The organism is uncultured Sunxiuqinia sp. (genome assembly GCF_947495665.1).
Taxonomy (GTDB): Bacteria; Bacteroidota; Bacteroidia; order Bacteroidales; family Prolixibacteraceae; genus Sunxiuqinia; species Sunxiuqinia rutila.
The window spans coordinates 100,972-126,336 of sequence record NZ_CANLZV010000014.1 but is presented as its reverse complement, the minus strand read 5'-3'; the positions used below and the strand labels follow the sequence as shown (position 1 = coordinate 126,336).

At 43.8% G+C, this 25,365-nt stretch carries 25 protein-coding genes; 13 read left to right on the top strand and 12 right to left on the bottom strand.

Features of this window, described 5'->3' with window-relative positions:
* Nucleotides 1–857 precede the first annotated feature (857 nt).
* The 3 genes from Q1A18_RS15450 to Q1A18_RS15440 all read left to right on the top strand — a co-directional run bounded on the left by Q1A18_RS15450 (nucleotide 858) and on the right by Q1A18_RS15440 (nucleotide 4,285).
* The gene (locus tag Q1A18_RS15450) at nucleotides 858–1,859 is read left to right on the top strand and encodes a CPBP family intramembrane glutamic endopeptidase (RefSeq protein WP_299582528.1); all 1,002 of its coding nucleotides are present in this window, start codon (nucleotides 858–860) and stop codon (nucleotides 1,857–1,859) included.
* Nucleotides 1,860–1,978: 119 nt separating this feature from the next.
* Entirely contained in the window at nucleotides 1,979–3,586 is a 1,608-nt protein-coding gene (locus Q1A18_RS15445) for a TlpA disulfide reductase family protein (protein ID WP_299582525.1), read from the top strand.
* 87 nt (nucleotides 3,587–3,673) lie between these two features.
* Nucleotides 3,674–4,285, top strand: a complete 612-nt coding sequence (locus tag Q1A18_RS15440) for a PD-(D/E)XK nuclease family protein (protein ID WP_299582522.1) — start codon at nucleotides 3,674–3,676, stop codon at nucleotides 4,283–4,285.
* Between the two features lie 256 nt (nucleotides 4,286–4,541).
* Here Q1A18_RS15440 and rmuC read toward each other — a convergent pair whose 3' ends face one another.
* On the bottom strand, nucleotides 4,542–5,855 hold the full coding sequence (rmuC, locus tag Q1A18_RS15435; protein WP_299582519.1) for a DNA recombination protein RmuC: 1,314 nt from the start codon (nucleotides 5,853–5,855) through the stop codon (nucleotides 4,542–4,544).
* A gap of 164 nt (nucleotides 5,856–6,019) precedes the next feature.
* Here rmuC and ung point away from each other — a divergent pair, with 164 nt between their 5' ends.
* Nucleotides 6,020–6,682, top strand: a complete 663-nt coding sequence (gene ung / locus Q1A18_RS15430; protein WP_299582516.1) for a uracil-DNA glycosylase — start codon at nucleotides 6,020–6,022, stop codon at nucleotides 6,680–6,682.
* An 89-nt stretch (nucleotides 6,683–6,771) separates the two neighbouring features.
* On the opposite strand, the gene Q1A18_RS15425 is transcribed toward ung, so the two are convergent.
* The 3 genes from Q1A18_RS15425 to Q1A18_RS15415 all read right to left on the bottom strand — a co-directional run bounded on the left by Q1A18_RS15425 (nucleotide 6,772) and on the right by Q1A18_RS15415 (nucleotide 9,884).
* Entirely contained in the window at nucleotides 6,772–7,854 is a 1,083-nt protein-coding gene (locus tag Q1A18_RS15425; RefSeq protein WP_299582513.1) for a ketoacyl-ACP synthase III, read from the bottom strand.
* Between the two features lie 2 nt (nucleotides 7,855–7,856).
* Nucleotides 7,857–8,633, bottom strand: coding sequence for a UDP-2,3-diacylglucosamine diphosphatase (locus Q1A18_RS15420; protein WP_299582510.1), 777 nt, complete (start codon nucleotides 8,631–8,633; stop codon nucleotides 7,857–7,859).
* Between the two features lie 102 nt (nucleotides 8,634–8,735).
* Nucleotides 8,736–9,884 carry a TlpA disulfide reductase family protein gene (locus tag Q1A18_RS15415; protein ID WP_299582506.1) on the bottom strand — a complete coding sequence of 383 codons (1,149 nt, stop codon included), beginning with the start codon at nucleotides 9,882–9,884 and terminating at the stop codon, nucleotides 8,736–8,738.
* A 167-nt stretch (nucleotides 9,885–10,051) separates the two neighbouring features.
* Between Q1A18_RS15415 and Q1A18_RS15410 the strand changes: the two genes are divergently transcribed.
* The 3 genes from Q1A18_RS15410 (at nucleotide 10,052) to Q1A18_RS15400 (ending at nucleotide 13,023) form a co-directional block, all read left to right on the top strand.
* Nucleotides 10,052–11,005 (top strand): bifunctional riboflavin kinase/FAD synthetase, encoded by a 954-nt coding sequence (locus Q1A18_RS15410; protein ID WP_299582503.1) that lies wholly within the window; start codon nucleotides 10,052–10,054, stop codon nucleotides 11,003–11,005.
* A gap of 110 nt (nucleotides 11,006–11,115) precedes the next feature.
* On the top strand, nucleotides 11,116–12,537 hold the full coding sequence (ahcY, locus tag Q1A18_RS15405) for an adenosylhomocysteinase (protein WP_363322894.1): 1,422 nt from the start codon (nucleotides 11,116–11,118) through the stop codon (nucleotides 12,535–12,537).
* Complete coding sequence (locus tag Q1A18_RS15400; protein WP_299582497.1) at nucleotides 12,538–13,023, top strand: hypothetical protein; 486 nt, start codon at nucleotides 12,538–12,540, stop codon at nucleotides 13,021–13,023.
* Here Q1A18_RS15400 and Q1A18_RS15395 read toward each other — a convergent pair whose 3' ends face one another.
* Entirely contained in the window at nucleotides 13,024–13,458 is a 435-nt protein-coding gene (locus Q1A18_RS15395; RefSeq protein ID WP_299582494.1) for a hypothetical protein, read from the bottom strand.
* A 76-nt stretch (nucleotides 13,459–13,534) separates the two neighbouring features.
* Here Q1A18_RS15395 and Q1A18_RS15390 point away from each other — a divergent pair, with 76 nt between their 5' ends.
* The 3 genes from Q1A18_RS15390 to Q1A18_RS15380 all read left to right on the top strand — a co-directional run bounded on the left by Q1A18_RS15390 (nucleotide 13,535) and on the right by Q1A18_RS15380 (nucleotide 14,993).
* Complete coding sequence (locus Q1A18_RS15390; protein ID WP_299582491.1) at nucleotides 13,535–13,969, top strand: hypothetical protein; 435 nt, start codon at nucleotides 13,535–13,537, stop codon at nucleotides 13,967–13,969.
* Nucleotides 13,970–14,120: 151 nt separating this feature from the next.
* On the top strand, nucleotides 14,121–14,594 hold the full coding sequence (greA, locus tag Q1A18_RS15385) for a transcription elongation factor GreA (protein WP_299582488.1): 474 nt from the start codon (nucleotides 14,121–14,123) through the stop codon (nucleotides 14,592–14,594).
* Nucleotides 14,595–14,597: 3 nt separating this feature from the next.
* On the top strand, nucleotides 14,598–14,993 hold the full coding sequence (locus tag Q1A18_RS15380) for an HIT family protein (RefSeq protein ID WP_299582485.1): 396 nt from the start codon (nucleotides 14,598–14,600) through the stop codon (nucleotides 14,991–14,993).
* Nucleotides 14,994–15,111: 118 nt separating this feature from the next.
* Here the strand turns inward: Q1A18_RS15380 and ruvC are convergent, their stop codons facing one another.
* The 3 genes from ruvC to Q1A18_RS15365 all read right to left on the bottom strand — a co-directional run bounded on the left by ruvC (nucleotide 15,112) and on the right by Q1A18_RS15365 (nucleotide 18,986).
* On the bottom strand, nucleotides 15,112–15,666 hold the full coding sequence (ruvC, locus tag Q1A18_RS15375) for a crossover junction endodeoxyribonuclease RuvC (RefSeq protein ID WP_299582482.1): 555 nt from the start codon (nucleotides 15,664–15,666) through the stop codon (nucleotides 15,112–15,114).
* Nucleotides 15,666–16,958, bottom strand: a complete 1,293-nt coding sequence (locus Q1A18_RS15370; protein WP_299582479.1) for a S41 family peptidase — start codon at nucleotides 16,956–16,958, stop codon at nucleotides 15,666–15,668. Before Q1A18_RS15370 ends, ruvC begins: the two co-directional genes overlap by 1 nt.
* Before the next feature lie 144 nt (nucleotides 16,959–17,102).
* Nucleotides 17,103–18,986 carry a tetratricopeptide repeat protein gene (locus Q1A18_RS15365; protein WP_299582476.1) on the bottom strand — a complete coding sequence of 628 codons (1,884 nt, stop codon included), beginning with the start codon at nucleotides 18,984–18,986 and terminating at the stop codon, nucleotides 17,103–17,105.
* A 116-nt stretch (nucleotides 18,987–19,102) separates the two neighbouring features.
* Here Q1A18_RS15365 and lipA point away from each other — a divergent pair, with 116 nt between their 5' ends.
* Both lipA and lipB read left to right on the top strand, forming a co-directional pair.
* A complete protein-coding gene (lipA, locus tag Q1A18_RS15360) occupies nucleotides 19,103–19,966 on the top strand; it encodes a lipoyl synthase (RefSeq protein WP_299582473.1) in 864 nt (287 codons plus the stop codon).
* A gap of 45 nt (nucleotides 19,967–20,011) precedes the next feature.
* Nucleotides 20,012–20,680: a lipoyl(octanoyl) transferase LipB gene (gene lipB / locus Q1A18_RS15355; RefSeq protein WP_299582470.1), complete on the top strand. Its 669-nt coding sequence runs from the start codon at nucleotides 20,012–20,014 to the stop codon at nucleotides 20,678–20,680.
* A 129-nt stretch (nucleotides 20,681–20,809) separates the two neighbouring features.
* Here the strand turns inward: lipB and Q1A18_RS15350 are convergent, their stop codons facing one another.
* The 4 genes from Q1A18_RS15350 to Q1A18_RS15335 all read right to left on the bottom strand — a co-directional run bounded on the left by Q1A18_RS15350 (nucleotide 20,810) and on the right by Q1A18_RS15335 (nucleotide 24,758).
* A complete protein-coding gene (locus Q1A18_RS15350; protein ID WP_299582467.1) occupies nucleotides 20,810–22,807 on the bottom strand; it encodes a monovalent cation:proton antiporter family protein in 1,998 nt (665 codons plus the stop codon).
* Between the two features lie 189 nt (nucleotides 22,808–22,996).
* Nucleotides 22,997–23,617 carry a class I SAM-dependent methyltransferase gene (locus tag Q1A18_RS15345; protein ID WP_299582464.1) on the bottom strand — a complete coding sequence of 207 codons (621 nt, stop codon included), beginning with the start codon at nucleotides 23,615–23,617 and terminating at the stop codon, nucleotides 22,997–22,999.
* Nucleotides 23,618–23,712: 95 nt separating this feature from the next.
* Complete coding sequence (locus tag Q1A18_RS15340; protein ID WP_299582461.1) at nucleotides 23,713–24,042, bottom strand: multidrug efflux SMR transporter; 330 nt, start codon at nucleotides 24,040–24,042, stop codon at nucleotides 23,713–23,715.
* Nucleotides 24,043–24,092: 50 nt separating this feature from the next.
* Nucleotides 24,093–24,758, bottom strand: coding sequence for a Crp/Fnr family transcriptional regulator (locus Q1A18_RS15335; RefSeq protein WP_299582458.1), 666 nt, complete (start codon nucleotides 24,756–24,758; stop codon nucleotides 24,093–24,095).
* A 122-nt stretch (nucleotides 24,759–24,880) separates the two neighbouring features.
* Here Q1A18_RS15335 and Q1A18_RS15330 point away from each other — a divergent pair, with 122 nt between their 5' ends.
* Nucleotides 24,881–25,330 carry an OsmC family protein gene (locus Q1A18_RS15330; protein ID WP_299582455.1) on the top strand — a complete coding sequence of 150 codons (450 nt, stop codon included), beginning with the start codon at nucleotides 24,881–24,883 and terminating at the stop codon, nucleotides 25,328–25,330.
* Nucleotides 25,331–25,365 lie beyond the last annotated feature (35 nt).

The following is a 25,365-nucleotide window of genomic DNA, read 5'->3' as shown; positions in this document are numbered from 1 at the left end:
CTTAACCCATCCGTCCCGGTTCCCGGGCCACCTTCCCTTCGAGAATGGAAGGAAATCCAACCACTAGCGTAAGGAGCTGCCTATTGGTTTCCTACTTTAACCTTTCTCCTTGATTCTTTAACCTTTCAATTAATAATTGATTGTCAGATTTTCGGATGCTCAGATTGTGCGTGAGTTCGTGCGTTCATGACATCGTGACTTCGTGCCTTCTCCCTTCTGCCTGTCTCATCTGCTCCCTCTTTGGTAACCCGACTTCAGTTCCCATTTTGGTGACTTGTTGCCTATTTTTGCCGACTTCAGTCTGCGCAGAGCTGACTCCGCGCACCTTTTTACCGACTTTAGTTCCCTTTTTGATGACTCAAGTCTGTTTGGAGCTAACTGCAGTCACCTTTTTGATGAATTGAGTCAGGTCAGAACCGACTGCAGTCACCCCGAAGGTAAGTCGAGTCAGGTCGGAACCGACTGCAGTCACCTCAGAGGTAACTCGAGTCATGTTTGAGGTGGGGAGGGGTACTTCCGAAGTACCCCCCTGAGGTGTTAAATAAAATGCCCGAGAGTGTTCAACAAACTGTGTCAACCGGTTAGAACGAGAATAAAATGAGCTTATTGATGTTTATGTTTTGTAAAGTTTTGCTAACTTAATCGGCGAAAACGAAATACAACTATACCCAACGACTATGAACCTCAATACACTGCTTGCGCTGATTGGCGAACCTACCCTGAAAAGCGAACTTTCAAAGCGTAAAAAAACAAGTCGAATAATAGCGATATAGATGTACCTGGTGCATATACGCAGATGTTGTGTGCAACCATGAACAAAAAGAAACCAAATATTACTAATCAAACAAATCTACAACATGACATTTCCAATCCTAAAGAGGACAATTATTATTTTGGGAATTCTACTTCTGCTGCTGGGGCTCTTTATGATGTTCTCCCACATAAAATATGGATTTGAACTATTTGTCGTGGGAATAATAACTTTACCAGCGGGAATATTCATTCCTATTTATTCCGACAAAAAAGGAGAAAAGAAGGAAATTATAAAACGAGTAAAAAGCTACCCAAATATCATTCAAAGTTTCGGGATAACAGGAATGGTTATCTTAGGAATGTTGCTCGTAAGTCCACTGAAAACAGTACTTGAGAAATTTACGAACAAAGAAATTTCCATGTTCATTGGATACATTCTCTCATTTGGAACAGTTTTTATGATTATACACAGCATTAAGAAGTATAAAGAAAAAGTAAGTTCATTTAATCTGTCAATAGAAAATAAGCAAATTATCCCTTTCATTATTGTCACTTCAATTGCTTTATTAGTTGGATTCTGTGGCCCAATAAGCGGACTAATTCCAATTCCAGACTCAATACAGAAATCCCTTTTACAATTGGCAGGACAAACCGGAGTATGGACTTTTGTTCTTATGGTAATTGCAGCTCCGATACTGGAAGAATTAATTTTTCGAGGAATTATTTTGGACGGACTCCTGAAAAGATATACGCCTGCAACATCAATAATGGTTTCCAGTTTGCTTTTTGGTATCGCTCATTTTAATCCATGGCAATTTATTACAGGTTTAATAATTGGAGCTTTTTCAGGTTGGATTTATTACAAAACTAAAAGTCTGACACTATCCATAATTATACATGCTGCAGTAAATCTAACTGGCTTTACAATGAGATATTTTATCGACTTGGATTCCTCAATGAGTCAAGGAATAATAGAGAGTTATGGCGGATTAAGAAATTTGACAATGCTAATAATCGGCTCAGCTATTATTATCACAACATCAATATATTATATACAAAGACAGTTTAAAAAAAGAGAAATGGTGGCAGCACACAATAAATTGTAAATTGCATTGCTGTGACTTTGCGGTGCCTTGTCTCTGCTCCTTTCCTGGTGGACACTGACCCTTTTTGAACTCCCGCCCGCTTACCTCTAACTAGAATAAATTAAACGAAGCCTCGTAATATGAACCTAAGCAATATCCTGAAGTCTTTAGTCGTCGTTTTTTGTTTTTTTATTTCGTGTACTGTTGAAAACAGTCCGGAGAAGGTGCCTGATAAAAGCAATCAGATTGTCTTGATTTTTAAATCGCCACCTTCCAAATGGAAGGTTCACCGGAAGGCAGGAGGATATACGACTGAAGTTCCTACCATCGAGTTTATCGATGATCACTTTATTCACAACGAATTTATACCCAATTCGGAGAAGGGATTTGATACACTAATTATCAAAACCCAAAGGGACTTTTTAGAACTGAGGCATTCTTACAAAGCACATGATAAACTAAGCTACCTGTTTCAGAATGGAGATTCCGTAGTGTTCACCTATCGGGATAAGACACCCATGGCATCGGTGGTTAACCGGGCAACTAAAACCCACGATACAAACCTGGACCTACTCAAACGGGAAGCCTTTTATCCCAATGACTATCCGTCGTTTATTAGATACCGGAACCCATTCATGTTTATGGAGAACTCCGACAACCTTCAAAAAGAACATGAAAGGATTAAGGCATCGGCCAACGAGAAACTGTTTCCGGAGTTGAACCAGGAAATAAGTCTTATTGACTCTCTTTATGAGCAAGATTTGATTTCCGAAGAAAATTACAAATGGTCGAAGACCGGATTCATTTATCAAAAAAAGAGAATTGAACTGTATCGGCTGCTTGGAGATTCTCGCCGTTTGAAAGGAGGAATTCCGAACCTGACCAAAGAAGATTTCAATATTCAGCTGGAAAACGAGGTTGAAATGAGGTTTGTGGATGGTGGAAATATTTTGGATCGAAGCAATGACAGTTTGTTGTATTATGGCTTCCAAAAAGATATGATAGACTGGATTCATTATTATCACCTGAGGTCTAAAGTCGGAAGAATAAGTTCTACGCATTACATCAATGGAGTTGCCAGTGCCGGGAGCAGTATCCCGGATTTGGTATCACTTTACGATTCAATACAAAGTTGTTCCATGCTTAGTCAGCAAACCAAGAATATTTTAAAGTTTGAAACGATACAGGAGATTATTGAGAATTATACGATTGATGAAGCCAAGAAGGCTTTAAATCGGTTCAAAACAGATGTTCCGGACAGTGCCTTGATTGGTTTTATCAATAATAAATATGCGTTATCAACCGACCTGAATCAGGATTCCTATGACATGAAGCTAAGTTCGTTTCATGCTGAAAATACCACCTTTAATGCGCTTCTGAAAAAACATGAAGACAAGGTTATTTACCTGGATTTTTGGAGTAGTGCTTGTCCGCCATGCATCAGGCAGTTTAAACATGCTAAAAGCTTGGAAGAATTGTACCGCGATAAAGACTTGGTTTTGGTTTATATTTCAAGTGAACCGAACCGGGCAAGCTGGGAAAAAATGTGTAAAAGGTTTGATATAACCCGTGAAAGCTACCTGGTAAGCAACCGGTTTACTTCGAAGCAATTGGAAGATATGAATGTGAAATACATCCCACATTACATGATCTTTGATCGGAAAGGAAAGTTGGTGGTGGAAGCTGCACCCAGACCAGAGGATAAAAGTTTAATCAAGGAATTGGATAGATACCTGGCGGAAGATTAAAGATATTATTGCAGACTCTGTTCAGTATTGATCGTCACGGCAACGTTAAAAAATAAATATGCTCACTAATCTTTTTAATTTAGAAATATGGAAACATTTAATTTATTTAGAAATCTCACCTTTTCTGAAGCTGGACATAACTCATTATTAAAAAAACTTTTGCACAAAAATGGGAAACATAATCAAGGTGATATGTTTATAAAAAGCTTTGTTACTAACGTTCTTAAATGCGATTATTCTGGTTTTTTGAATGTTGAAATTGAAGTTAAATCAGGGGAAAGAGGTTTCGTTGATATCTTATTACAGGATGATAATAAGAAGACTATTTACATAATAGAGAATAAAATTAGGGGGGCAAATGATAGACCCAATCAGTTATATCGCTACTGGAGAAATCATATAAAAGCGGCAGAAGAAAAAGGGTTGAAAGGAGATTACAAAATTTTCTATCTAACGTCCAATGGAAGTAATCCGACTTTACAATCATTGTCAAAACCTATTGTTTCTGCAAGAACCACTAAATATAACGGGTTACCCGACATTTTGCCGATTGATGTTGGTGTAATTTCCTATAAAAAAGACATAAAAAAGTGGCTAAAAGACTGTCTTGAAAAAATTGAAAAAACAGATGACAACCTAAGATTGATTGTAGCATTGGAGCAATATATAGAATGGATTGAAAAAGAGATGACAAAATAAAACCTGCTTTTCTGAATCTACAAAGGCAGATAAATGCTGGATTGGATTCAGAATCCGACCAATAACGAACCATCCGGTAAGTCAAAGAATCAAGAGATACCCGTAGCCCCTCCAAAGAAGTTACCGTGTTTTTTCGTTGGTAGTTACAACTACCAGCGAATGGTAGTTACCGGTACCTGTTGTTGGGAGTTGTAACTACCTGGGGTAGGTAGTTACTGTGTCTTATTGCGGGGAGTTATAACTCCCGGTTGCCGGGCTACTCTTCCAGGTATTTCTGGGGCAGCTCTTTGTTGGCTTTCGATCCGAGTTCGCGGAGTTTTTCTGCCGAACGAATCAGGTTGCCACGACCATCGTTCAGCTTGTTCATCGCCAGGTCGTAGTTTTTGCGGGTTTGCTCAATGTTGTTTCCTACTTTTTCGAGGTCGGCCACAAAATTGACAAACTTATCGTACAGAGCGCCTCCCTGCCGGGCAATCTCCAGGGCATTGCGGGTTTGGTTTTCCTGTTGCCAAATGCTGGCAATGGTGCGCAAGGTAGCCAATAAAGTGGATGGGCTCACCACCACCACTTTGTTGTCCCAGGCATAGTTAAACAAATCCTGGTCGGCCTGAATAGCCACACTAAAAGATGATTCGATGGGGACAAACAAGAGCACAAAATCGGGGCTGTTCATGCCCACAGCACTTTGGTAATGCTTTTCGCTAAGCAGCTTGATGTGGGTTTTCAGGCTCTGCAAATGGTCTTTGCTGTGCTTCAGCCGGTCGGGTTCGTTCTCGGCGTTAACCAGCCGCTCGTAGGCTACCAGCGATACTTTGGAGTCAACCACCAAATGTTTCTGGTCGGGCAGGTGAATCACCACATCGGGTTGCAGGCGCGAACCGTTTTCCCCGATTACGCTAAACTGCTTTTCGTACTCGCGCCCTTCGGTTAAACCCGAGCGTTCCAGAATACGTTCCAGCACCACCTCGCCCCAGTTGCCTTGTTTTTTGACATCGCCTTTCAGGGCTTTGGTTAAGTTGTTGGCCTCGTCGCTGATTTTCAGGTTCAGGTCATGCAGCTTCTTCAGTTCGGCCCGCAAATCCGTTTGATCTTTAAGCCCTTTCTCGTAGGTGTCTTCCACTTTCTTCTCAAACAGCTGAATCTTCTCCCGGAGCGGATCGAGGATTGCCCCGATGTTCTTCTGATTGGCCAGGGTGAACTCTTCCGAGTTTTGTTTCAGGAGCTTGTGGGCAATGTTTTCAAACTCGGTGGTGAATTTCTTCTGCAATTCTTCCATCTCCTGCTTTTGCGAGGCCAGCTTTTCCTTCAGGTTGGCTCCTTCCACTTCGGCCCGGGTAAGCCGCTGTGCCTGCTGCTCAAGTTCCACCTCTTTCACCTCCAGGCGAGCCGTCAGCTTGTCCTTGTCTTCCTGCAGATAACTGAGTCGTTCCAGCAGCTGAACCTTGCCTTTTTCGTACTCCTGACGAGCCAAAAGCCAGGTGTTTTCCGAATTTTTCGATTTCAATTTAGCCAGAAGCGAGGCTACAACAAAACCAACAGCCAGGCCGGCAAGCAGATAGATGATATTCATGTTTTCTTATTTTGAAGGCTAAAAGTACAAAGAAGAACCAGAAGACGAAATAAGAAATTGAGCGAAGGCGGGATGTTCGGAACTTGTTTACACGGACTGTCTGCTTCGTCTTGCGTTTTGAAACAATAGTGCTATTTTAACGCTTCAAAATAAAACCCTGTTGAATGGATGTAAAGATGGAAGCCAGTTGGAAGAACGTACTGGCCGATGAATTTGAAAAAGACTATTTTGAAAAGCTCAGCAGCTTTGTGCATGAGGAATACCGGTCGCAAAGCATTTACCCGCCGGCCAAACTTATTTTTAATGCCTTTGACCAATGCCCTTTTGATCAGTTAAAAGTGGTGATTTTGGGGCAGGATCCTTACCATGGTCCCGGACAGGCGCATGGCCTGTGTTTCTCGGTGAACGATGGCATTCGGTTTCCGCCCAGCCTGCGCAACATTTTTAAAGAGCTGCAGCAAGATGTTGGTAAAGACATCCCCACAAGTGGCAACCTGACCAGCTGGGCCAAACAAGGGGTGTTGCTATTGAATGCCACCTTAACGGTTCGTGCCGGGCAAGCGGCTTCGCATCAGAAAAAAGGTTGGGAAACTTTTACCGATGCGGTCATTCATCGCATCAATGAAGAGAAGGAACACGTTGTGTTTATTTTGTGGGGAAATTATGCCATTCGCAAAGGCGAATTTATCGATCAAAGCAAGCATCTGGTGCTGACTTCGGTGCACCCGTCGCCGCTTTCGGCCAGTCGAGGGTTCTTTGGCAACAAGCATTTTAGCCGCACCAATGCGTTTTTGGAACAACATCACTTAGCGCCGGTGAACTGGTAGCAGTGCTCTGTTCATCGTTTGGGATGAAGGCAATAAAAAAGCTGCTTCGAATTTTCGAAGCAGCTTTTTTTATAAGGTTGTTTGCGGTATTACCACTTATAAACAATGGAGTTGATATTCATTCCGGCTCCAACAGAGCACAAAATGATGTAGTCGCCTTCCTTGATTTCCTGATTTTCCATTTTTCCTTTCAGAATCAGGTCAAGCAAGGTGGGCACCGTCGCTGTTGATGAATTCCCCAGCTTATTGATGCTCATGGGCATGATTCCTTCCGGAATGTTTTTCTCATCGTACAACTTGAAGACGCCTTTCAGAATTGCTTCATCCATCTTCTCATTGGCCTGGTGGATCAAAACTTTCTTCACATCGCCCAGGGTGATGCCTGCTTTGTCCAAGCTGGCCTTGACCACTCCGGGAACGAAATTCAAGGCGTACACATAAAGCTTGTGTCCTTTCATTTTGATGAACAAATCATCGCTTTCATAATCCGGATTCATTGATTCGCCCATTATCAACAGGTTGGCATAAGGGATTGAATCTGAACGGCTAGAATGGGCCAGAACTCCGGTAGGCTCGTCAGACCAAACGCCCTGTACAACCGTAGCGCCAGCACCATCGGCATAGATCATGCTGTCGCGGTCATGGGGATCTGAAATACGCGAAAGCACGTCGGAACCAACAACGACTCCGCGCTGGTGTGTTTCGCTGCGAATATAAGCATCCGCAACAATCATTGCCTGCGTCCATCCCGGACATCCTGCAATAACATCGTGGCAGATACAGGCTGGATTTTTAATTTTCAGGATTCCCTTGACTTTGTTAGCCAACGAAGGAAGCACATCGGTATGGGTGCGTCCGGCTTCCACATCGCCAAAGTTGTGCCCAATGATGATGAAGTCCAGCTCGTCCAGTTCAATGCCGGCATCCTGACAGGCATTTTTAATGGCTTCAGCAGCAATGTCCGAATTGACTTGCTCCTCTTTTACCCAGCGGCGCTCTTCAATATTTGTAATTTCATGAAATTTCTTGATGATCTCTTCGTTGGTCTTGTCAAAAGGTTGCTTTGAGGACGGATCATAGAAATTGTATTCTGAAAAGTGATCGTTTTTTATTACTTGCTCGGGAATACAGCTTCCCGTACCAATAATTTTTGTGTATAACTTTTTAGCCATAACTATCTATTCGCAGGCTTGTCGCCCGAATCTTTATAAGTTTTCAATTCAAATGTTTTGCCATCAAAAACACCATAGGAGAAATGAGTAATCCAATCTCCAAGATTGATGTAGCGGGTATTTTTTTCAAGGGGCAAATCTAATAACAAATGCCGATGCCCGAAAATAAAATAGTCAACTTCTTCATCTTCAAGCACTGATTTTGCAAAAAGATAAAGCCCTTCCTTGTCTTCGCCCTGAAATGGGAAGAACATTCCTTTGGATAAACGGCTCTTTTTGGACCAGGCCAAAGCCAGCGATACGCCAATGGTTGGGTGCAACCAGCTAAACAGCCATTGCAGAAACCGGTTGGTAAACAATTTTTTCAGAAAATGATAGCCTTTGTCGTAAGGATCAAGGCCATCGCCATGAGCCAGAAAGAATTTTTTTCCTGAAAAGCTGGCCCGCATTTCTTTTCGGTGTACCTGAATACCCAATTCTTTGGAGAGGTAGTCGAACACCCAAACATCGTGGTTGCCGGTGAAAAAATGAACCGGAATGCCGGAGTCGGCCAGTTCGGCCAGTTTTCCTAAGGTGCGGGTAAAGCCGCGGGGAACCACCGTTTTGTATTCAAACCAGAAATCAAAAATATCACCCATCAAAAAGAGTGCTGCTGCATCCTGCTTGATTTCGTCCAGCCAGGCGACAAACAGCTGCTCGCGTTCCCGGTTGTTGTTCAGGGCCGGAGCGCCAAGGTGAATGTCTGAAATGAAGTATATCTTACCTTGATAATCAGTCAACTTACTTGTATTTTATAGTCCGAAAAAACAGGGCGAAGATACCGATATAAATTTAGTATTGTCGTTTCCCTGTTTGAAAAGAAACCCGAAAAAGCAGAACGTTTAGTTCAATGCTTTACTTAGCAAGCGGTCTAAGGCAGGTCCTTTCAGGTCTTTTCCAATGATTTTACCTTCTTCGTCCAGCAGGTAATTGAAAGGAATGCTTTGCACGTTGTAGTTCATTAATGCAGTACGGCTACCTTCCATGTCACCTACATTAATCCAGCTCAGCTTGTCCTGGTCAATGGCATCAAGCCACTCGTAGCGGTTTTCATCCACACTTACCTGGTAAATTTCAAAGCCTTTTTTGTTGTATTTCTTGTACAGTTCAACCAATACCGGATTCATAATCCGTGAGCCGCGGTCTTGCGAAGCCCAGAACTGAACAAGTACATGCTTGCCCTCCAAAGAGGAAAGTGCAATTTCTTTTCCGTCAGGATCTGGCAATACAATATCCGGACTGTTTTTTCCTTGCTCACGAATTAACTGGTTGATCCGGGCATTGCGCTCATCGGTAATGAGTTTGATGGTGTTGGCGTAAAGCGCCTGCACGTGTTCCGACTCCGGGTAAAAGGAGTTAAGGGCCGAAGCGGCAGTTTTTAACGACTGGAGGTCCTGAACGACAAAATTCTGATCGTCAAATTTCTGATACAGGGCCAGTACGTTAGCCATGGAAAAGGGGTGGGTGGTCACAAAATTCTGAGAATATTTCATTTGCTTTTCAACTACCTCTTTGTACTCCTCTTCCCACTTCGTTTTCAGGGTCGGGTAGTTGGGATCGTTCCGGAAAAGCACATGCAAAGAACTTATCGAATCCAGTTGGTGCTTGGTGTTACTTAAATGTTGGTTTAGCTCCTGAACCAATGTGGAACCTTCAGAGCCTGTTACCAGATAATCGCGTGAAAAATTAGCTGCATCACCCGAAACATAAACCTGCTCAGCGGAATCAACCAGCAGGGTAATGAAGTTCTTTTCGCTGAGTTTTAAAAGAAAGAAGGTGGGGTGCTGCACGGTGCCATCAAACTCAAACTCTCCGGATTTGTTGATTTTTACGGAATCTACATTTTCGGATGAGCTTACCTTGAGTTCGTCCAGGTAAACGTACTGTCCTTCGGCATTGGTGATTTTCCCGGATATTTTGTATTGGGTAGAATCATCGCAGGCGACCATGATCGCTGCCAATGAAATAGCTAAGGCAATTAATCTTTTCACGATTCAGATTTTTTTATCAATTTTTTAACGGTGGGTAAAAATAATAAATTACCAATCAAATCACGGGCTCGTGTAAAATCTTTTAGCATGCCTTGGGGTTTTCACCGGCAAGAGTGGGGCTAAAATCTAAAAATGTGCTACATTTGGCACTGCAAAATGAAACTTGAATGAAAGTTTATCGTGACGTTAGCCAATTCAATGTAGCAAAACCGGTTTTAACGGTTGGTTCCTTTGATGGCGTTCATTTGGGGCACCGCAAGGTGATTAAGCACCTGAATGAAATTGCCAGTCAGCAAGGAGGTGAATCCGTAATTTTCACCTTTGCTCCCCATCCCCGATTAGTGCTCAAAAAAGATCCGGGCAGCCTGCGCTTGCTGACCACTTTGGAGGAGAAAATTGAGTTGCTGGAGCAGGCTGGCGTTGACCACCTGATCATTTACCCCTTTACCCAGACTTTTTCTGAATTGAGCTACACCGACTTTGTGCGTATCCTGTTGGTCAACCAACTGCAAATTGACAGTTTGGTGGTGGGCTATGACCACAAATTTGGGAAAGACCGCAAAGGCGATTTTGACATGCTCCAAAGCTTGTCGCTGGCTTTCCAGTTCAAGCTTGAAAAGCTGGACGTTCTGATTTCTGACAATGCCAACATCAGTTCAACCAAGATTCGTAAAGCTCTTCAGGAAGGCGACATCACTAAGGCCAACCGCTACCTGGGCTATCCTTTCAGCCTGCACGGAACGGTTGTTGAAGGGCAAAAGCTGGGGCGTAAAATTCAGTTTCCTACGGCCAACATTGAAGCTTCTGACCCGCATAAAATTATTCCGGGCTATGGCGTTTATGCCGTGCTTGTCAACCTGAACGGGGTGACCCACCGAGGCATGCTGAATATTGGAACCCGGCCAACCATCAATAAAAATGCCGACCATCGAAGCATTGAAGTTCATATTTTTGACTTCGATAAAGACGTTTACGGTCAGCAGCTGGAGCTGAAATTTATCAAAAAAATCAGGGAAGAACAGAAGTTTGGCTCCATTGAAGGGTTGCGCTCCCAGCTAGAGGAGGACAAAGCGAGTATTCAGGGTTTTTTTAGGAATGAATACCATAAAACAAAAATTTAAGCTACCCCGTACTTCCATGTATTAATCTGCGCTTAGACAACCGCAAACAATCTGGTTTCATTTGAGTTATTAAATGGAATAACTATCTTTGCGCCACAAAAATTGCACACATTATGACGATGATGACAGAGAAGAAAATTGATTATAAAGTAGCCGATATATCGCTGGCCGATTACGGACGTAAGGAAATTGAAATTGCCGAAAAGGAAATGCCCGGACTGATGTCTGTTCGCAAGAAGTTTGCGAAGGAACAGCCACTAAAAGGAGCACGTATTATGGGCTCTTTGCACATGACGATTCAAACGGCTGTTTTGATTGAAACCCTGGTTGAGCTGGGGGCCGATGTTCGTTGGGCAAGCTGCAATATTTTCAGCACCCAGGATCATGCTGCTGCCGCCATTGCTGCTGCCGGTGTTCCGGTATTTGCCTGGAAAGGCGAAACCCTGGCCGAATATTGGTGGTGTACGGAAAAAGCACTTGACTTTGGAAACGGGCTGGGGCCTAACCTGATTGTTGACGATGGGGGTGATGCGACTATTATGATTCACCAAGGATATGCCGCTGAGAAAGACCCATCCATTTTGGATGTGGAACTGGAAGCTGAAGATGAAATTGAACTACACAATACGCTAAAACGCATTCTGCAAGAAGATCCACAACGCTGGCATCGTACCGCTCCTGAAATCAAAGGGGTTTCGGAAGAGACCACCACAGGGGTGCACCGTCTGTATCAAATGATGGAAAAAGGAAGCCTGTTATTCCCGGCTTTCAACGTCAATGATTCGGTGACCAAATCGAAATTTGACAACTTGTACGGTTGCCGCGAATCCTTGGCTGATGGTATCAAGCGTGCCACCGATGTAATGATTGGTGGAAAAGTGGTGGTTGTTGCCGGTTACGGTGACGTGGGTAAAGGATGTGCCCGCTCTATGCGTGGATATGGTGCCCGTGTCATTGTAACTGAAATTGATCCTATTTGCGCCTTGCAGGCAGCCATGGAAGGTTTCGAAGTGAAAACCATGGAAGAAGCTTTGGATGAAGGAAACATTTTTGTAACCACCACCGGAAATAAAGATATTATTACGGCCGACCATATGGCAGGTATGAAAGACCAAGCCATTGTGTGCAACATCGGTCACTTCGACAATGAAATTCAGGTTTCCCGTTTGGAGAAATGGGCCGGAATTCAGAAAATAAATATCAAACCTCAGGTTGATAAGTATTTGTTCGAAGATGGGCATTGTATCTATTTGTTGGCTGAAGGGCGTTTGGTGAACCTGGGATGTGCCACTGGTCACCCATCGTTTGTGATGAGTAACTCATTCACCAACCAAACGCTGGCTCAAATTGAGTTGTGGAAAACCGACTACCCAACGGATGTTTATCGCTTGCCGAAGCACTTGGATGAAGAGGTTGCACGCCTGCATCTGGAGCAACTGGGTGTCAAGCTAACTAAACTCTCGAAAGAGCAAGCCGATTATCTGGGCGTTCCGCAGGAAGGTCCTTATAAACCCGAGCATTATCGTTATTAATTGATAGTACAGAAAGCAGCTTACGAGCTGCTTTTTTTTGTATCTTCGGACATGCCCGACAAAAAAGAACATGAAAACCAAGTTCTGCAGATCTTTCGAAATCTGATTTCCGACTTTCCAAAAGGGAAGGTGGTGCAAACAGAATCGCCTGATTTTTTGATTCGGCTCAACCGGAGAAAAGTCATTGGGATTGAACTGACCGAACTGCACGGTCAGACTTTTTTCGACAACCAAGGGTATTATAACGAGCCGGAACTGCTGTTGCAAAACATTGCGCATACCATCTCGGCCAAAGAAGAAAAAATTTACTTGTATCAGAAAGTCAAGCCGGTTGAATTGTGGTTGCTGATTCATCTGCGCTCGTTTCAGAACCAGTTAAGCTTTCATTATCGGAACAAGCTAAGCAACTGGGACTTCAACTCTTCGTTTGACCGCATATTTTTACTCGAAGAAACCAAGCGCGAACTACACGAAATAGATACCTGATTAATTGGTGATATGCAGCCTGCTTCCCGAAACACTCACGCGGTATTGCCGCAGGGGTTCTGTTGATGGCCCCGTTCCCGAGAGTACATAGCCACCATCAAGCAAATGGTATTGAGAGTCGCAACAGGAGCAGGTTCCGATCACATCATGGTCGTCTTTCAACCCACAGTTAAAGTCAATTTCGTACGGACAGGTCATGTCGTAGGCATAAAACGATACTCCGTTGTTAATCACCACAATACCTCCGTATCCTCCCTTGAAGTAGACGGGGTAGCCAACCGTATTTAAAGCATTGTTGTTGACCAGGTTTATGTAGAAGTTCACATCAACGTATGGAATGGAGGATTTAAAATCATCCTTACAGGCCGGAGCTGCCAGCAACAAAAGAAGTAGAAAAAAACTAAACCGGAGGGAGAGCCATTTTATGCCATTCATTTTTTATATCTTTATAAACCTAAACAAACGAAATGGCAAACTTATTTTGTCATTCCGCCAACAAAATTAAAAGAAAATGGAAGATTATATATTTATACTTATCGCCATCGTGCTTTCCATCTTTGGGGCTATGAACAAAAAGAAGAAGATGGCCCAAATGCATGAAGAGGAAGAAACAGATGATCATCAGCCATCTTTTTTTGAACATGTTTTTGATGATCCTGTTTTTAGAGATGAGCCTAAGCCAAAACCCAAACCGCAGCCGGTGGTGGTTGAGCAACCCAAAACAGTGACTCCGCCAAAGATGAAGGTGGAAAGGATTGAACGTCCTACATTACGGCCGACAACATTGAAAAAATCGGAAATCGGAGATGCGATTCATCGAAGTAAAATTGCTTCGGGTCCCATCACCGATGAATTGGACCCCGATGCCGAGAAGGACTCAATTTTGAATGATTTTTCACTGCGAAAGGCAGTTGTTTATGCTGAAATTCTGAATAGAAAGTACTAGAACGTTTTAGTTGATAGGTTTTTACGGCCTATTTCGTGTCGGAGTGCTCGTAAATACCAAATATTTTATATAGCTTTGCATAGCTAAAGAGTTCCGCTCGTTCGGAATTCTTTTTTCTTTTTATGTAGTCACACTAAAAAAGTGAATAACAATGGGAAAAGTGACCTTTATTACTCAAGAGGGCTTGAATAAATTAAAAAAAGAACTCGAACACCTCATGACTGTTGAGCGTCCTGCAATTTCAAAGCAAATTGGGGAAGCTATTGAAAAAGGTGATATTTCGGAAAATGCAGAATACGATGCGGCCAAAGATGCCCAAGGTATGCTGGAGGCAAAAATTGCCCAGCTCCGAGGCAAGATTGCCAATGCGCGTATTATTGATGAATCAAAAATTGATACGTCAGCCGTGCAGATTCTGAACAAAGTAACCATCAAGAACAAGAAAAATAATGCCATCATGCAGTACACCATCGTGTCGGAGCATGAAGCAGACTTGAAATCAGGAAAAATCTCCATTGAAACACCAATTGCTAAAGGATTACTGGGCAAAAAGGTGGGCGATGTTGTTGACATTCAAGTACCATCAGGTATCATTCCGTTCGAAATTATTGACATTGCACTTTAAGCTATGGCAAGCCTGTTTACAAAAATCATTTCAGGAGAAATCCCAGCCTACAAAGTAGCTGAGGATGAAAACTATTTAGCGTTTTTGGATATTTTTCCAACCGCCAAAGGACACACTTTGGTAATCCCCAAGAAAGAGGTGGATTACTTATTTGATCTGGATGATAACACCTACATCGGGCTAAATCAATTCGCCAAGAAAGTAGCTATTGGTCTGAAAAAAGCAATTCCTTGCCAAAAAATAGGTGTGATGGTGTTGGGCCTCGAAGTGCCGCACGCTCATATCCACCTGGTGCCGATGCAATCCGAGAAGGATTTGCTTCATTTTTCAGAAAAAGTGACAATGACTCCGGAAGAGTTTGAAGCCCTCCGGGAAAAAATTGCAAAAGAAATTGATTGAAAGAATCAATTAAAAAGATTGTACTGCCATTCTGTTTTCAGAATGGCTTTTTTTTGTCCCGAAGTAGAAGCCACATTGGAAGAAAAATGGTTGAAAACAAGAGCTAATGGCAGCTGCGTTATTTTATCCGACCGGGATTCTTTTTGACAAAATCGCCCCAGCCTTTGTATGATTTTCCTTTTGTCGGGCTGTTCAGTTGAAGGTAATGGCAAACAGCCACCGCTAAGGCATCGGTTGCATCCAGTTCGTCGGGCAGGTCATTTTCTTTAAACATATTCTTCAGGAAAAAAGCGACCTGCTCTTTCGAGGCCCGTCCCATTCCGGTAATCGCTTGCTTTACCCGAAGCGGCGCGTACTCAAACACCGGAATGTCTTTTTCCAGCGCAATGCCCATCACAATGCCTTGTGCTCGTCCCAACTTCAACATGGCCTGAATGTCTTTCCCAAAGAAGGGAGATTCAATGGCCAGTTCATCCGGCAAATATTCATCAATCAGATGTCGCGTTCGAATAAAGATTTGCTTTAAACGCAGGTAGTGATCCTTGAATTTTCCGGTTTTAACCACTCCGGTTTGAAGAATTACAGGCTTTTTGTTTACAATTTCAATTAAAGCATATCCCATGACCACTGTTCCCGGGTCAATTCCTAAAATCCGTTTCGATGTAACTCCCATTAATAAGCTCCTGTAATTTCTTGCAACCCACGTTTAAGTGGTAAGCCTTGCGGTTGTGTTTGTGTTGATTTGAGTGCGATGATCTCGTTGCCTGCAATAATATCGAGTGCTGTTTTTAAACAGGCTTCCGCCGGGTTCCCCCAGCCATGAAAAATGTCGTCGGCCACTTCATAGTTGACCGGAATGCCATTAAAGTAGTCGCCTTCGTTGTTGGCGTTGAGTATTTTTAAGGTAACCGGTGCCAGGGCCATGTTATATTCTTCGGATTCGAAAATATTCATGCCTACCGGTTTGCCGTATGTTCTTGAGCCGATGATTATCACTTCTTTGTAAGGAAACATGCCATTGATCACCATTTCGCTGGCAGAGGCCGATGCATCGGTCGTAATAAAGAAGAGTCGGTCAACATCAACCGATAAGTCGTTGCCACGGGTGCCGAAATTGAAATTGTCGTCGCTGTGCTTTTCATTGTAAATAACCTTCCCCAGGAGTTTATCTTCAACGGCGGATCCGCCTATTAATTCTTGCAGAAGAAAGGCAATTCCTGAATCGCCGCCACCGTTATAGCGCAAATCGACAACCAGTTCGTCAATCCCCTCAGCATTAAAAAACGTAAATGCCTCTTTCAATTCTTCTTCGGAGGGACTCAAGAAGCTTTCAAAAACCAGGTAGCCCACTTTCTTTCCGGCTGTTTCCTGAATACTGCGATGCAGGACGGTATTTATTTTATAATCGGTCCGGCTCATTGTGTGAGAAACAGTGCGGTTATCAGGGGTCGCAAAGGTAAATGTAATGGGGGCATCGGTATCAAAAGCAGCTCCCAGGTTGGAAATATTAGCAATCGGTACATCATTTATTTTCAGAAATTCCCAGCCGCGCTCAACGCCAGCCAGGCCCATGGGGGAGTTTTTGTAGGTGAAACGGACCATTAACCGGTTATCGGCTGTAAGGGCCATACCCACGCCAAATCCTTTGGTTTGCGCTTCTTCAAAAAGAGCCCGATAAGCATCGAGGTCGGTTACAAAACTCCAGCGGTCAAGTTCCTTGTAAACCAAGGCGTCAATCAAGCTTTCGTTGGAGCTGAAACTGTTTGGATCAAGTTCAGGAAGTTGGTCTAACCAAAAATACCAGTCCTGAAAAATATCGTAAATAAACGTTTTGCTGTTTTCAGTTGTCAGCTTCTCAACCGGTTCTATTTCCAGTATGGCATTTTCCTTGGTACAAGATAGCCCCAGAAGCAGCGCAACGACCAGAAAGACGCTTAGCAAACGCTTGATTTTTACAATTCTCATAAGATGATGTCTTTTGTTGATAAAAGGCAACCGGATTTTGCAAGTTGTACCCTTGCAGAACAAAGATGCCAAAAATTATTACGCCCCGTCCAGAAAAACAAACCAATAATCCGACTTGCTTTTAAAAACAAGTTCCAAGCTGGATTAGTTGAGTTCCTGTCCCTCCATCAAAAGCGTTTCTTTCGAAACTGACACATCGCCGCGCAGGCGGCGGTAACGCTCGCGGGCATCTTCCAAATAAATACTGCCGGGATACTGAACAAGCATTTGTTTGTAAAGTGCCGCAGCATCGCTCGCCCGGTTTAAGTGTTCCTCATACAGTTCAGCCAACAAAAACATCGCATCATCACCGAGCAGGTCGTAGGCAAATTCTGTAGTAATTTGTTCCAGCAAGCCGGCAGCTTGTTCAAAATCACCCCGTTCCATCAACATGCTGGCCTTTCGGAAGTACAGATCATCCAGCAGACTGTGATAGTTGTATTGGGCTTCAATGCTGTCCAGCACAGCCCATGCCAGCGAATCCTGTTTTCTGAATTGGTATAAATCTGCCCGGGAAAAAAGCTGCATGGGTGCTTCGGTGGTGTCCAGGGCGGTGTTGTTGCTGATAAAAACCGAGAGTTCCAAGGCATCATTGGCGATCAGCTTCGATGTGCTGGCTTTCAAAACATCCAGTTGCGCCTGGGCCCAACTCAGGTTTCCCATGTAATAGCCCAGCTTGGCTTTTTTCAACTTTACCTCATCTCCCAGCGGATTGTTTTTATTTGCGTCAATGATCTGCGAATAAAGTAAAACCGCTTCCCATAAGTCATCTTTCAATACATAAATGTCAGCCATTTCATTTTTCAACTGATCGCGCTGCAAAGGGCTAATGCCGTTTATGCCCATTTGATTTTCGATTAAGCTCAGGGCTTGCTCTGTGTTTTGCTGGTAGAAAGCCAAAAAGTGCGCATAATCAATGACTAGTGACGTGTTCTCGGGATGAAAGCCAATGATTTTAAATGTCGTTTCAAATTGGGTGGCGAGTTCGCTGGCATCGTGGAATTGGTTTGTCCGGCTCACAAATTGCTGATACTGCATTTTCATTTTTCCTTGATGAGCTTTGGTGTAAAATTCACCGGAAGAACCTTTTTCAATCAGGTAATCGTAAGCTTTGATTGCTTCTTCAATCCCATCATTGCCGGCAGCAATGCGCGCCAGGCTTGCAATTTGCGCATCACCCGAGCCAATCCGTTTGTCGAGCGCAATGGACTGCCGTAAAGCTTGGGGAAACTTTTTTTCCTGAATGAACAACCAAATCAGCAAATGATTGTAGCTCGTTATCTTGGGTTCCTGCTGAATCTGCCGCAGCAAAGCTACTCGAAATTCATTGCGAAGGGAGTTGTCCACATCCATCCGGAAAGCGGTTAACAGGCTGCTTTGTATTCTCCCCAGGTTGCTTTCATCCATTTTCAGTAAATCCAGGTATTCCTGAAACATCCGGCCATAGTTGCGTTGATAAAGGAAAATGCGTGCCAACTCAAAATGAAAGGATTCTTCGGGCAAACGTTCTCTGCCCAGCAGGTATACTTGTTGGGCATACTCGTATTCCTGACGACTTAAAAAGGCATTGGCCAGACGAATGTAGTCGCCCTTATTATTGGATACGAGCTCCAGAGCCTGTTTGAATTTTTGTTCCGCCTCTTTGGCTTGGGATTGCAGGGAAAGCAAATAGCCCCATTGCACCCAGAGGGACGGATCATTTTTTCGGTTTTTCAGTTGCGTTTTGATGGCTTTTTCAGCCTGTGGGTAATCCTTCAGTTCCAGCAGACAGTTCAGAAACATGTTGAAATAGTGCTCACCGCCCGACACTTCATAGATTTCGAAGTACAAAACAGCGGACTTGTCAAACTCCTGGTTCCGGTAGTATTGGTTGGCTAGCTGCAGTTTGTTGATATCCATCTTGAGTTGTTGCCCCAAGCTGGATTCGGGAACAAGCAGCATCAGGAAACAGCTTAAGATCAGTCCGTATTTGATTACCTTCACTTTCATTACTTACAAAAATAATAATCCATGGGGTATTGTGTTATTAAATCCGGAGTTTCTCTGCATTCTGCTTTTCAGCTCTTCAGGAAATCGCTAATTTTGAGCGAAAATTACCCAAAGACATGAGTGAATCAAGCCAAGCCCGGCCTCGTTTGCCGCGGTGGATGAAAATGAACTTACCCAAGGGGGAAAGTTATTCAAAGGTGAAAAACCTGGTGAACAAACATGAGTTACATACCATTTGCACCAGCGGAAATTGCCCCAATATTGGAGAATGCTGGAATCGGGGAACGGCCACCTTCATGATCTTGGGCGAAATTTGTACCCGCAACTGTAAGTTTTGTGGGGTAACCACCGGCAAACCATTGCCTCCTGATCCCAATGAGCCGCAGCGTGTGGCGCAATCCATCAAACTGATGCAGCTGAAACATGCGGTGATCACCTCAGTTGATCGTGATGACTTGCCAGACTTGGGTGCTGCAATTTGGGTTGAAACGATTCGGACGATCAAAGAACGGAATCCGGATACACGCCTGGAAGTTTTGATTCCTGATTTTCAAGGGAAGAAAGAATTGGTTTTACAAGTGGCAGCAGCCTGCCCTGAAGTTATTTCGCACAACATGGAAACCGTGGAACGCCTCACGCCTGCTATTAGGAGTGCGGCCAGGTATCGGCGCAGCCTTGATGTGATAAGCGCCATTGCCGAAAGCGATGCCGTGCCAAAGTCTGGAATCATGCTGGGGCTTGGAGAAACGGAAGCCGAAGTGCTGCAAACCATGGACGATTTGCTGACTGCCGGATGTAAGGTGATGACCATCGGCCAGTACCTGGCGCCAACCCAAAATCATATTCCGGTGGTGGAATACATTCAGCCCGATCAATTTGAAAAGTACCGAACAATTGGGCTTGAAAAGGGTTTTTCTTTTGTCGAAAGCAGTCCGTTGGTGCGCTCAAGCTATCGTGCCGAGCAGCATGTCACGGCTTAAAAAGGATTGATTCGGCCAAAACTGAATTTTGAAACATGAAATGCAATGGCAGATTTTAACTATGAAGATGTTGGTCTGAAAGACTATAAAGAGTGCTGGGATTATCAGGAGAGATTGCTGGAAGAAGTGCAGGCCGATAAGAAAGCAAGCAAGGCACCAAGTGAGCAAAATCATTTTTTGCTGGTGGAACACCCGCATGTTTACACTCTGGGCAAAAGTGGCGATGAGCATAACCTGTTGATTCATGAAGATTTCATGAGAAAAATTGATGCCACCTACTATAAGATCGATCGGGGAGGAGACATTACCTATCATGGACCGGGGCAACTGGTTGGCTACCCAATCATTGACCTGGAGTACTACAAGATTGGCGTGCGCGAGTACATTGAAAAAATGGAAGATGCCATCATCGAAACCATTGCGCACTACGGCTTGAAAGGTAGCCGGAAGGAAGGAGCAACCGGCGTTTGGTTGGATGCTGAGATTCCGGCTAAATCGCGAAAAATATGTGCCATGGGCGTACGTGTCAGCCGGTATGTGACCATGCATGGCTTTGCGCTTAATGTTAACACAGACCTGCGTTATTTCAATTACATCAACCCCTGTGGCTTTGTTACTTATGGTGTCACTTCTATCGAAAAGGAGCTTGGCCAAAAGGTGGACATGGATGAAGTGAAAGCCTTGCTGAAAAAAACGTTTAACGCCATTTATTGACGAGTTGATTTCAGAAAGCACGTTATGCACCGATTGCCACTGTGCGCTTATTTCGGAAGTGGTTTCCGACCTTCTGAGTTAAAAGAATTGCTTCGTTGGTCCTATGATTTTGGGAAATGACTTAAGCTGTTATTTCTGAATTTCAGGAATAGGCTCTTCCGAGCCAAACAGCTCAAAGGCCTTGGCGATCTGCTCCGGTCTTCCCATGATGTAAACGATATCGTCCATCTCCAGCTTCTTATTGCCATCGGGGTGCTCCAGCAGCTTATCCTTCCGGAGGATTGCAACCAGCGTTACGCCGAAGACTTTACGAAGCTTAATTTCCCGAATTGACTTTCCAATCACAAATGAACCTTCCCGAACTTTAAGGGCCATAATTTCCAGGTTGGGTAATTCCCGGAAAAGCTGATCGGACTTGTCGGTTTCCTCTCGGAAAATTCCATAATGTTCGTCCCGTATTTTGGCCGTTACCCGGTTGATTTCGCGTTGAGGAACGAGTCGTTGTTTCAGAATTCGTTCAAATAGCTCAATGGCTGTTTCAAATTCCTCCGGAATAACCTGGTTGGCTCCCAACTTATACAATTCTTCAATATCTACCACTTTCTTGGTGCGTACAATGATGAAAATGTGTGGATTCAGTTGCCGGATCCGGTCGACAATCGACATGGACACAATTAGGTTTCCAACAGAAATCACCGCGATGTCAGCCGTTTTAATGTGGGCTTTTTCCAGGATCGGTTCATTGGTGGCATCCCCGTAAATGACCATCTCGCCTTTTTCCTGTAGTTTTTTTACAATTCCCGGATCAAAAATAATGGAGATGTAGGGCATCTTCAGGTAGTTGGCCATTACCGATAGGTTTAACGAGCGGGAGTCTTTACCCACAAACACCACATGGTTCTCCAACTCCGGAACTTCAACCTGAGGAAGCGGGAATAAGCCGTCCACCCAAATTTTGGGTATGGGAAGTTTCAGCAACAGGTCAGCTGTTTGACGCGAAACCATCATCAACAGGGGTGTTACCGACATACTTATAATGGCAACAGCCAGAAACAGTTGGTAGTAGTAATCCGGAATGATTTCATACTTCAAGCCCGACTGCGCCAGAATGAACGAAAATTCTCCCACCTGGCAGAGGGCCAGCCCCACCATAATCGTTCCCCGAAAGGTATGCCCCAATACAAAGGCCGTTCCGGCCGCAACCAGCATTTTAATAAGCAAAACGAGCAAGACGGTGGAGAAAACCAGCAACGGATGGTTGGCAACAAAGCTGAGGTCGAGCAGTAAGCCAATACTGACAAAGAAAAAGCTGGTAAAGGTGTCTTTAAACGGAATGAGGTGCCCAAAAGCATTAGCACTGTATTCCGATTCCGAAATCATCAGCCCGGCCAGGAAAGCCCCAAAAGCCAGGGAAATGCCCATTTCGGAGGTTAGCAAAGCGACCGAAAGACAGATGGCGAAGATACTCATCATGAACAGCTCCTGGTTTTTGGTGTGGGCTACCAGCTGCAACACTTTGGGCATCAGCCAGCGGTTACCTACATAAACCAAGCCAACCAGTATGATTGTTTTTCCCAGAAGGGGAACCAGTTGAGAACTGGCATCGGAGGCCTCACTTCCGAGCATGGGCGTAAAAAGCAACAAGGGAATCAGAATAATATCTTGGAAAATAAGAATTCCCAATACGGTTCGGCCATAATTGGAGGTGATTTCAGAACGTTCCTGCATCAGTTTAAGCACCACAGCCGTACTGCTTAAAGCGGTGAGGAAGCCAACAAACAACGCTCCGGACCAGTTCAGGTTATAGAGCCGTGCCACCAGCATGGTAATGCCTGCCGTGAGGATGAGTTGCATGAAGCCGCCAAAAAATACGATTTTACGAATTCGTAATAAATGGTTGATGGAAAACTCCAACCCAATGGTAAACATGAGTAAAATAACGCCAATCTCAGCTAAAAGCTCAATCTGGTGATTAGAGCCAACAATACCCAGAAAATAGGGCCCCGTAATCACCCCTGTTAGCAAGTAGCCAATAATGGTAGGTATTTTAATCTTTGTAAATAAGAAATTTACAAAAGTCGACAAGGCAAAGATGATGACAATATCTTTTAATAGGGGGAGCTCCATGTTTCTAATTTTAATCTGAAAAAAAGGTGAAAGACACGCAGGCCAAACTTCAAGCTTTAAAGTACGACATTTTCTGAAAATATACTTTCTATCCGCTTGGCCGAAAATGGAATTTGGGTTTATTTTTTTTTATCTGAAAAACAATCATAACTATTTTGTGAATCAGAAGCAGTGTTCATTGGAGAAAGCTTAGACTTTTCGGAAACTACAAAAAACAAAATTCTGAACGGAGCTAAACGGTGTTTGGTGATCTACTGTAATGCATTTTATTTTTTCAAAAAATGTTTCCAGTCGTTCCGTCATTGCCTTTTCCGAATAACGCTTGATGGGAATACCGCTGCATCTATCGGGGCCTTGTTCCGAAAATGTACCAATAACCAAAACGCCGGAAGGATTAATGCTCTGCTGAGCTGTTTGCAGATAATTGGCTATTTCATCTTCCTGCGTCAGAAAATGAAAAGCTGCCCGGTCGTGCCAAAAGTCATAGCGCTCGGTTGGTTGAAAAGTCGCTGCATCGGCTACAATCCACTTCACCCGGGAGGCCCGTTCCTGCAGGCGTTCTTTTGCCCGGTTGATGGCTGCTTCCGAAATGTCCAGAATCGTCAGATTCTGATAACCGCGGTCGAGTAAGTGATCAACCAGCAAACTGTCGCCACCTCCGATATCAATAATTTTGGCTGTGAGCGGCACCTGAAACTGGCTGAAAAAATTCAGCGATGTTTGGGGGACCGATTCAAACCAACTGACTTCATTTGACGATTTGGTTTGATAGATGTGTTCCCAATGTTTTTTGCGGTCAAATCCATTCATGGTTATCTGGCGTCAGAATTTCAGCAAAAGTACGCATTTTGTTCAATAAATTAATTGGAGCTTCCCGCATTCTAGTCGGTAATCAGCGTGTTCGGTTAGCTTGAAACCACCTTTAACCCGATGATGGAGGCGATTAAGGTGCTGATAAAAAACAGGCGCCAAAAGGTGGCTGGTTCATGAAATACGAAGATACCGACCAGTACGGTGCCTACTGCTCCAATACCTGTCCACACCGCGTAAGCCGTTCCAATGGGCAAAGCTTGTGTTGCTTTGACCAGCAAAAACATGCTGATGGCTAAACAGACTAAAAAGCCCAGGTACCACCAGGCGGCTTCGTTGCCAGCGCTTTCTTTTGCCTTGCCTAAGCAGGCGGCAAATGCAACTTCAAACAAGCCAGCAATAATGAGTAGAATCCAGTTAATCATATTCGTTTTTCTTTTGTTTAATTCAAAAAAGACATGGGATGAAAACTTTGTTATCCGTAGTTGGAAATATCCTGAAGACGAACAGAATTCAATATTTCAATGGTGCGGCCTGTGCTTTTTACAAGGCCTTCTTTTCTGAAATCTGCTAAGTTTTTCAAAACACTTTCTTTGGAGAAACCAATCACTCGCGCAAGATCTTTGCGTGTCAGTGGAAGTTCGAAGGTGTGCTGTCCGTAACTTTTTTCAAATTCGCACAGCAAAAAGGCCAAGGCTCCTGCCGAGTTCTTCTCGGTCAGTTTCATGTGCCAGTTTAAAAAGTGCTCGTTGACTGTTGAAATGTATTGAATAAACAACATGGCAAAGTCCGTGTTCTGTTTGAGCAAACCGGAAAAGGTTTCGTAATTGAGGATGTCTACCGAACAATCCGTCAATGCTCTGGCGGAGAAACTGTAATGTTTGGTTGAATAGGCGCAGTTTATCCCGATAATTTCACCGGGAAAAAGAAGCATCAGTACCTTTTTGGTCTGGCCTTCATCCAAAGCTAACTCAACCGTACCAGTTTTTAGTAAATACAAACCATGAACAGGAGTTCCTTTTTTTACGACCAGCTCTCCGGCCCTAAAATCCAACTGTTTTGCTGTTCCTAAAAGTTCCTTTTTCTCGTCTTCCTGAAGTGCCCGAATACAGGCTTCTCCTGATGTATGTGTTGTGTTCATTGTTTTGCTTAATCCAAGGTGTAAAATTACATCTTCCTGTGTTTTCTAATACACTGCTACTTTTTTCCGCTGTGGTGCGTAAACCGGTAGCTTTGTAAAAATACAATTTTAAAACATTTCATATGGAAACGAGTCAGATTCCCACAATTGATTTTACGGTAGGCTCTACAACGAAATCAAATTCACAGTCAGAAATAAATGTGCGTAACTTCAAAGTTTTGGTCGACGAACCTTCAGATTTGGGAGGAACCGACAAAGCGCCCAATCCCGTTGAATACATTTTGTGTGGACTCACGGGATGTATCCATATTCTGGGTTTTAAAGTGGCTCAGGAACTGAATATGGAATTGGCGGACCTTCAAATCAGAGTGACTGGACAGCTCAACCCGATGAAGCTTTTTGGTATGCCAACCGAAGAGCGGGCGGGCTATCAAAAGATAGCTGTTGAATTGCACCCAACGACCAATGCCGATGAAGCAACCTTAGCACAATGGAAAACCATAATGGCTGAGCGGAGTCCTGTTCTGGATAACCTGCTGAATGAAACACCTGTTGAAATGAAGTTAGGTTAGCAACCGGCCAGTTTAGCTTCCCCTGTCCGGTGCTG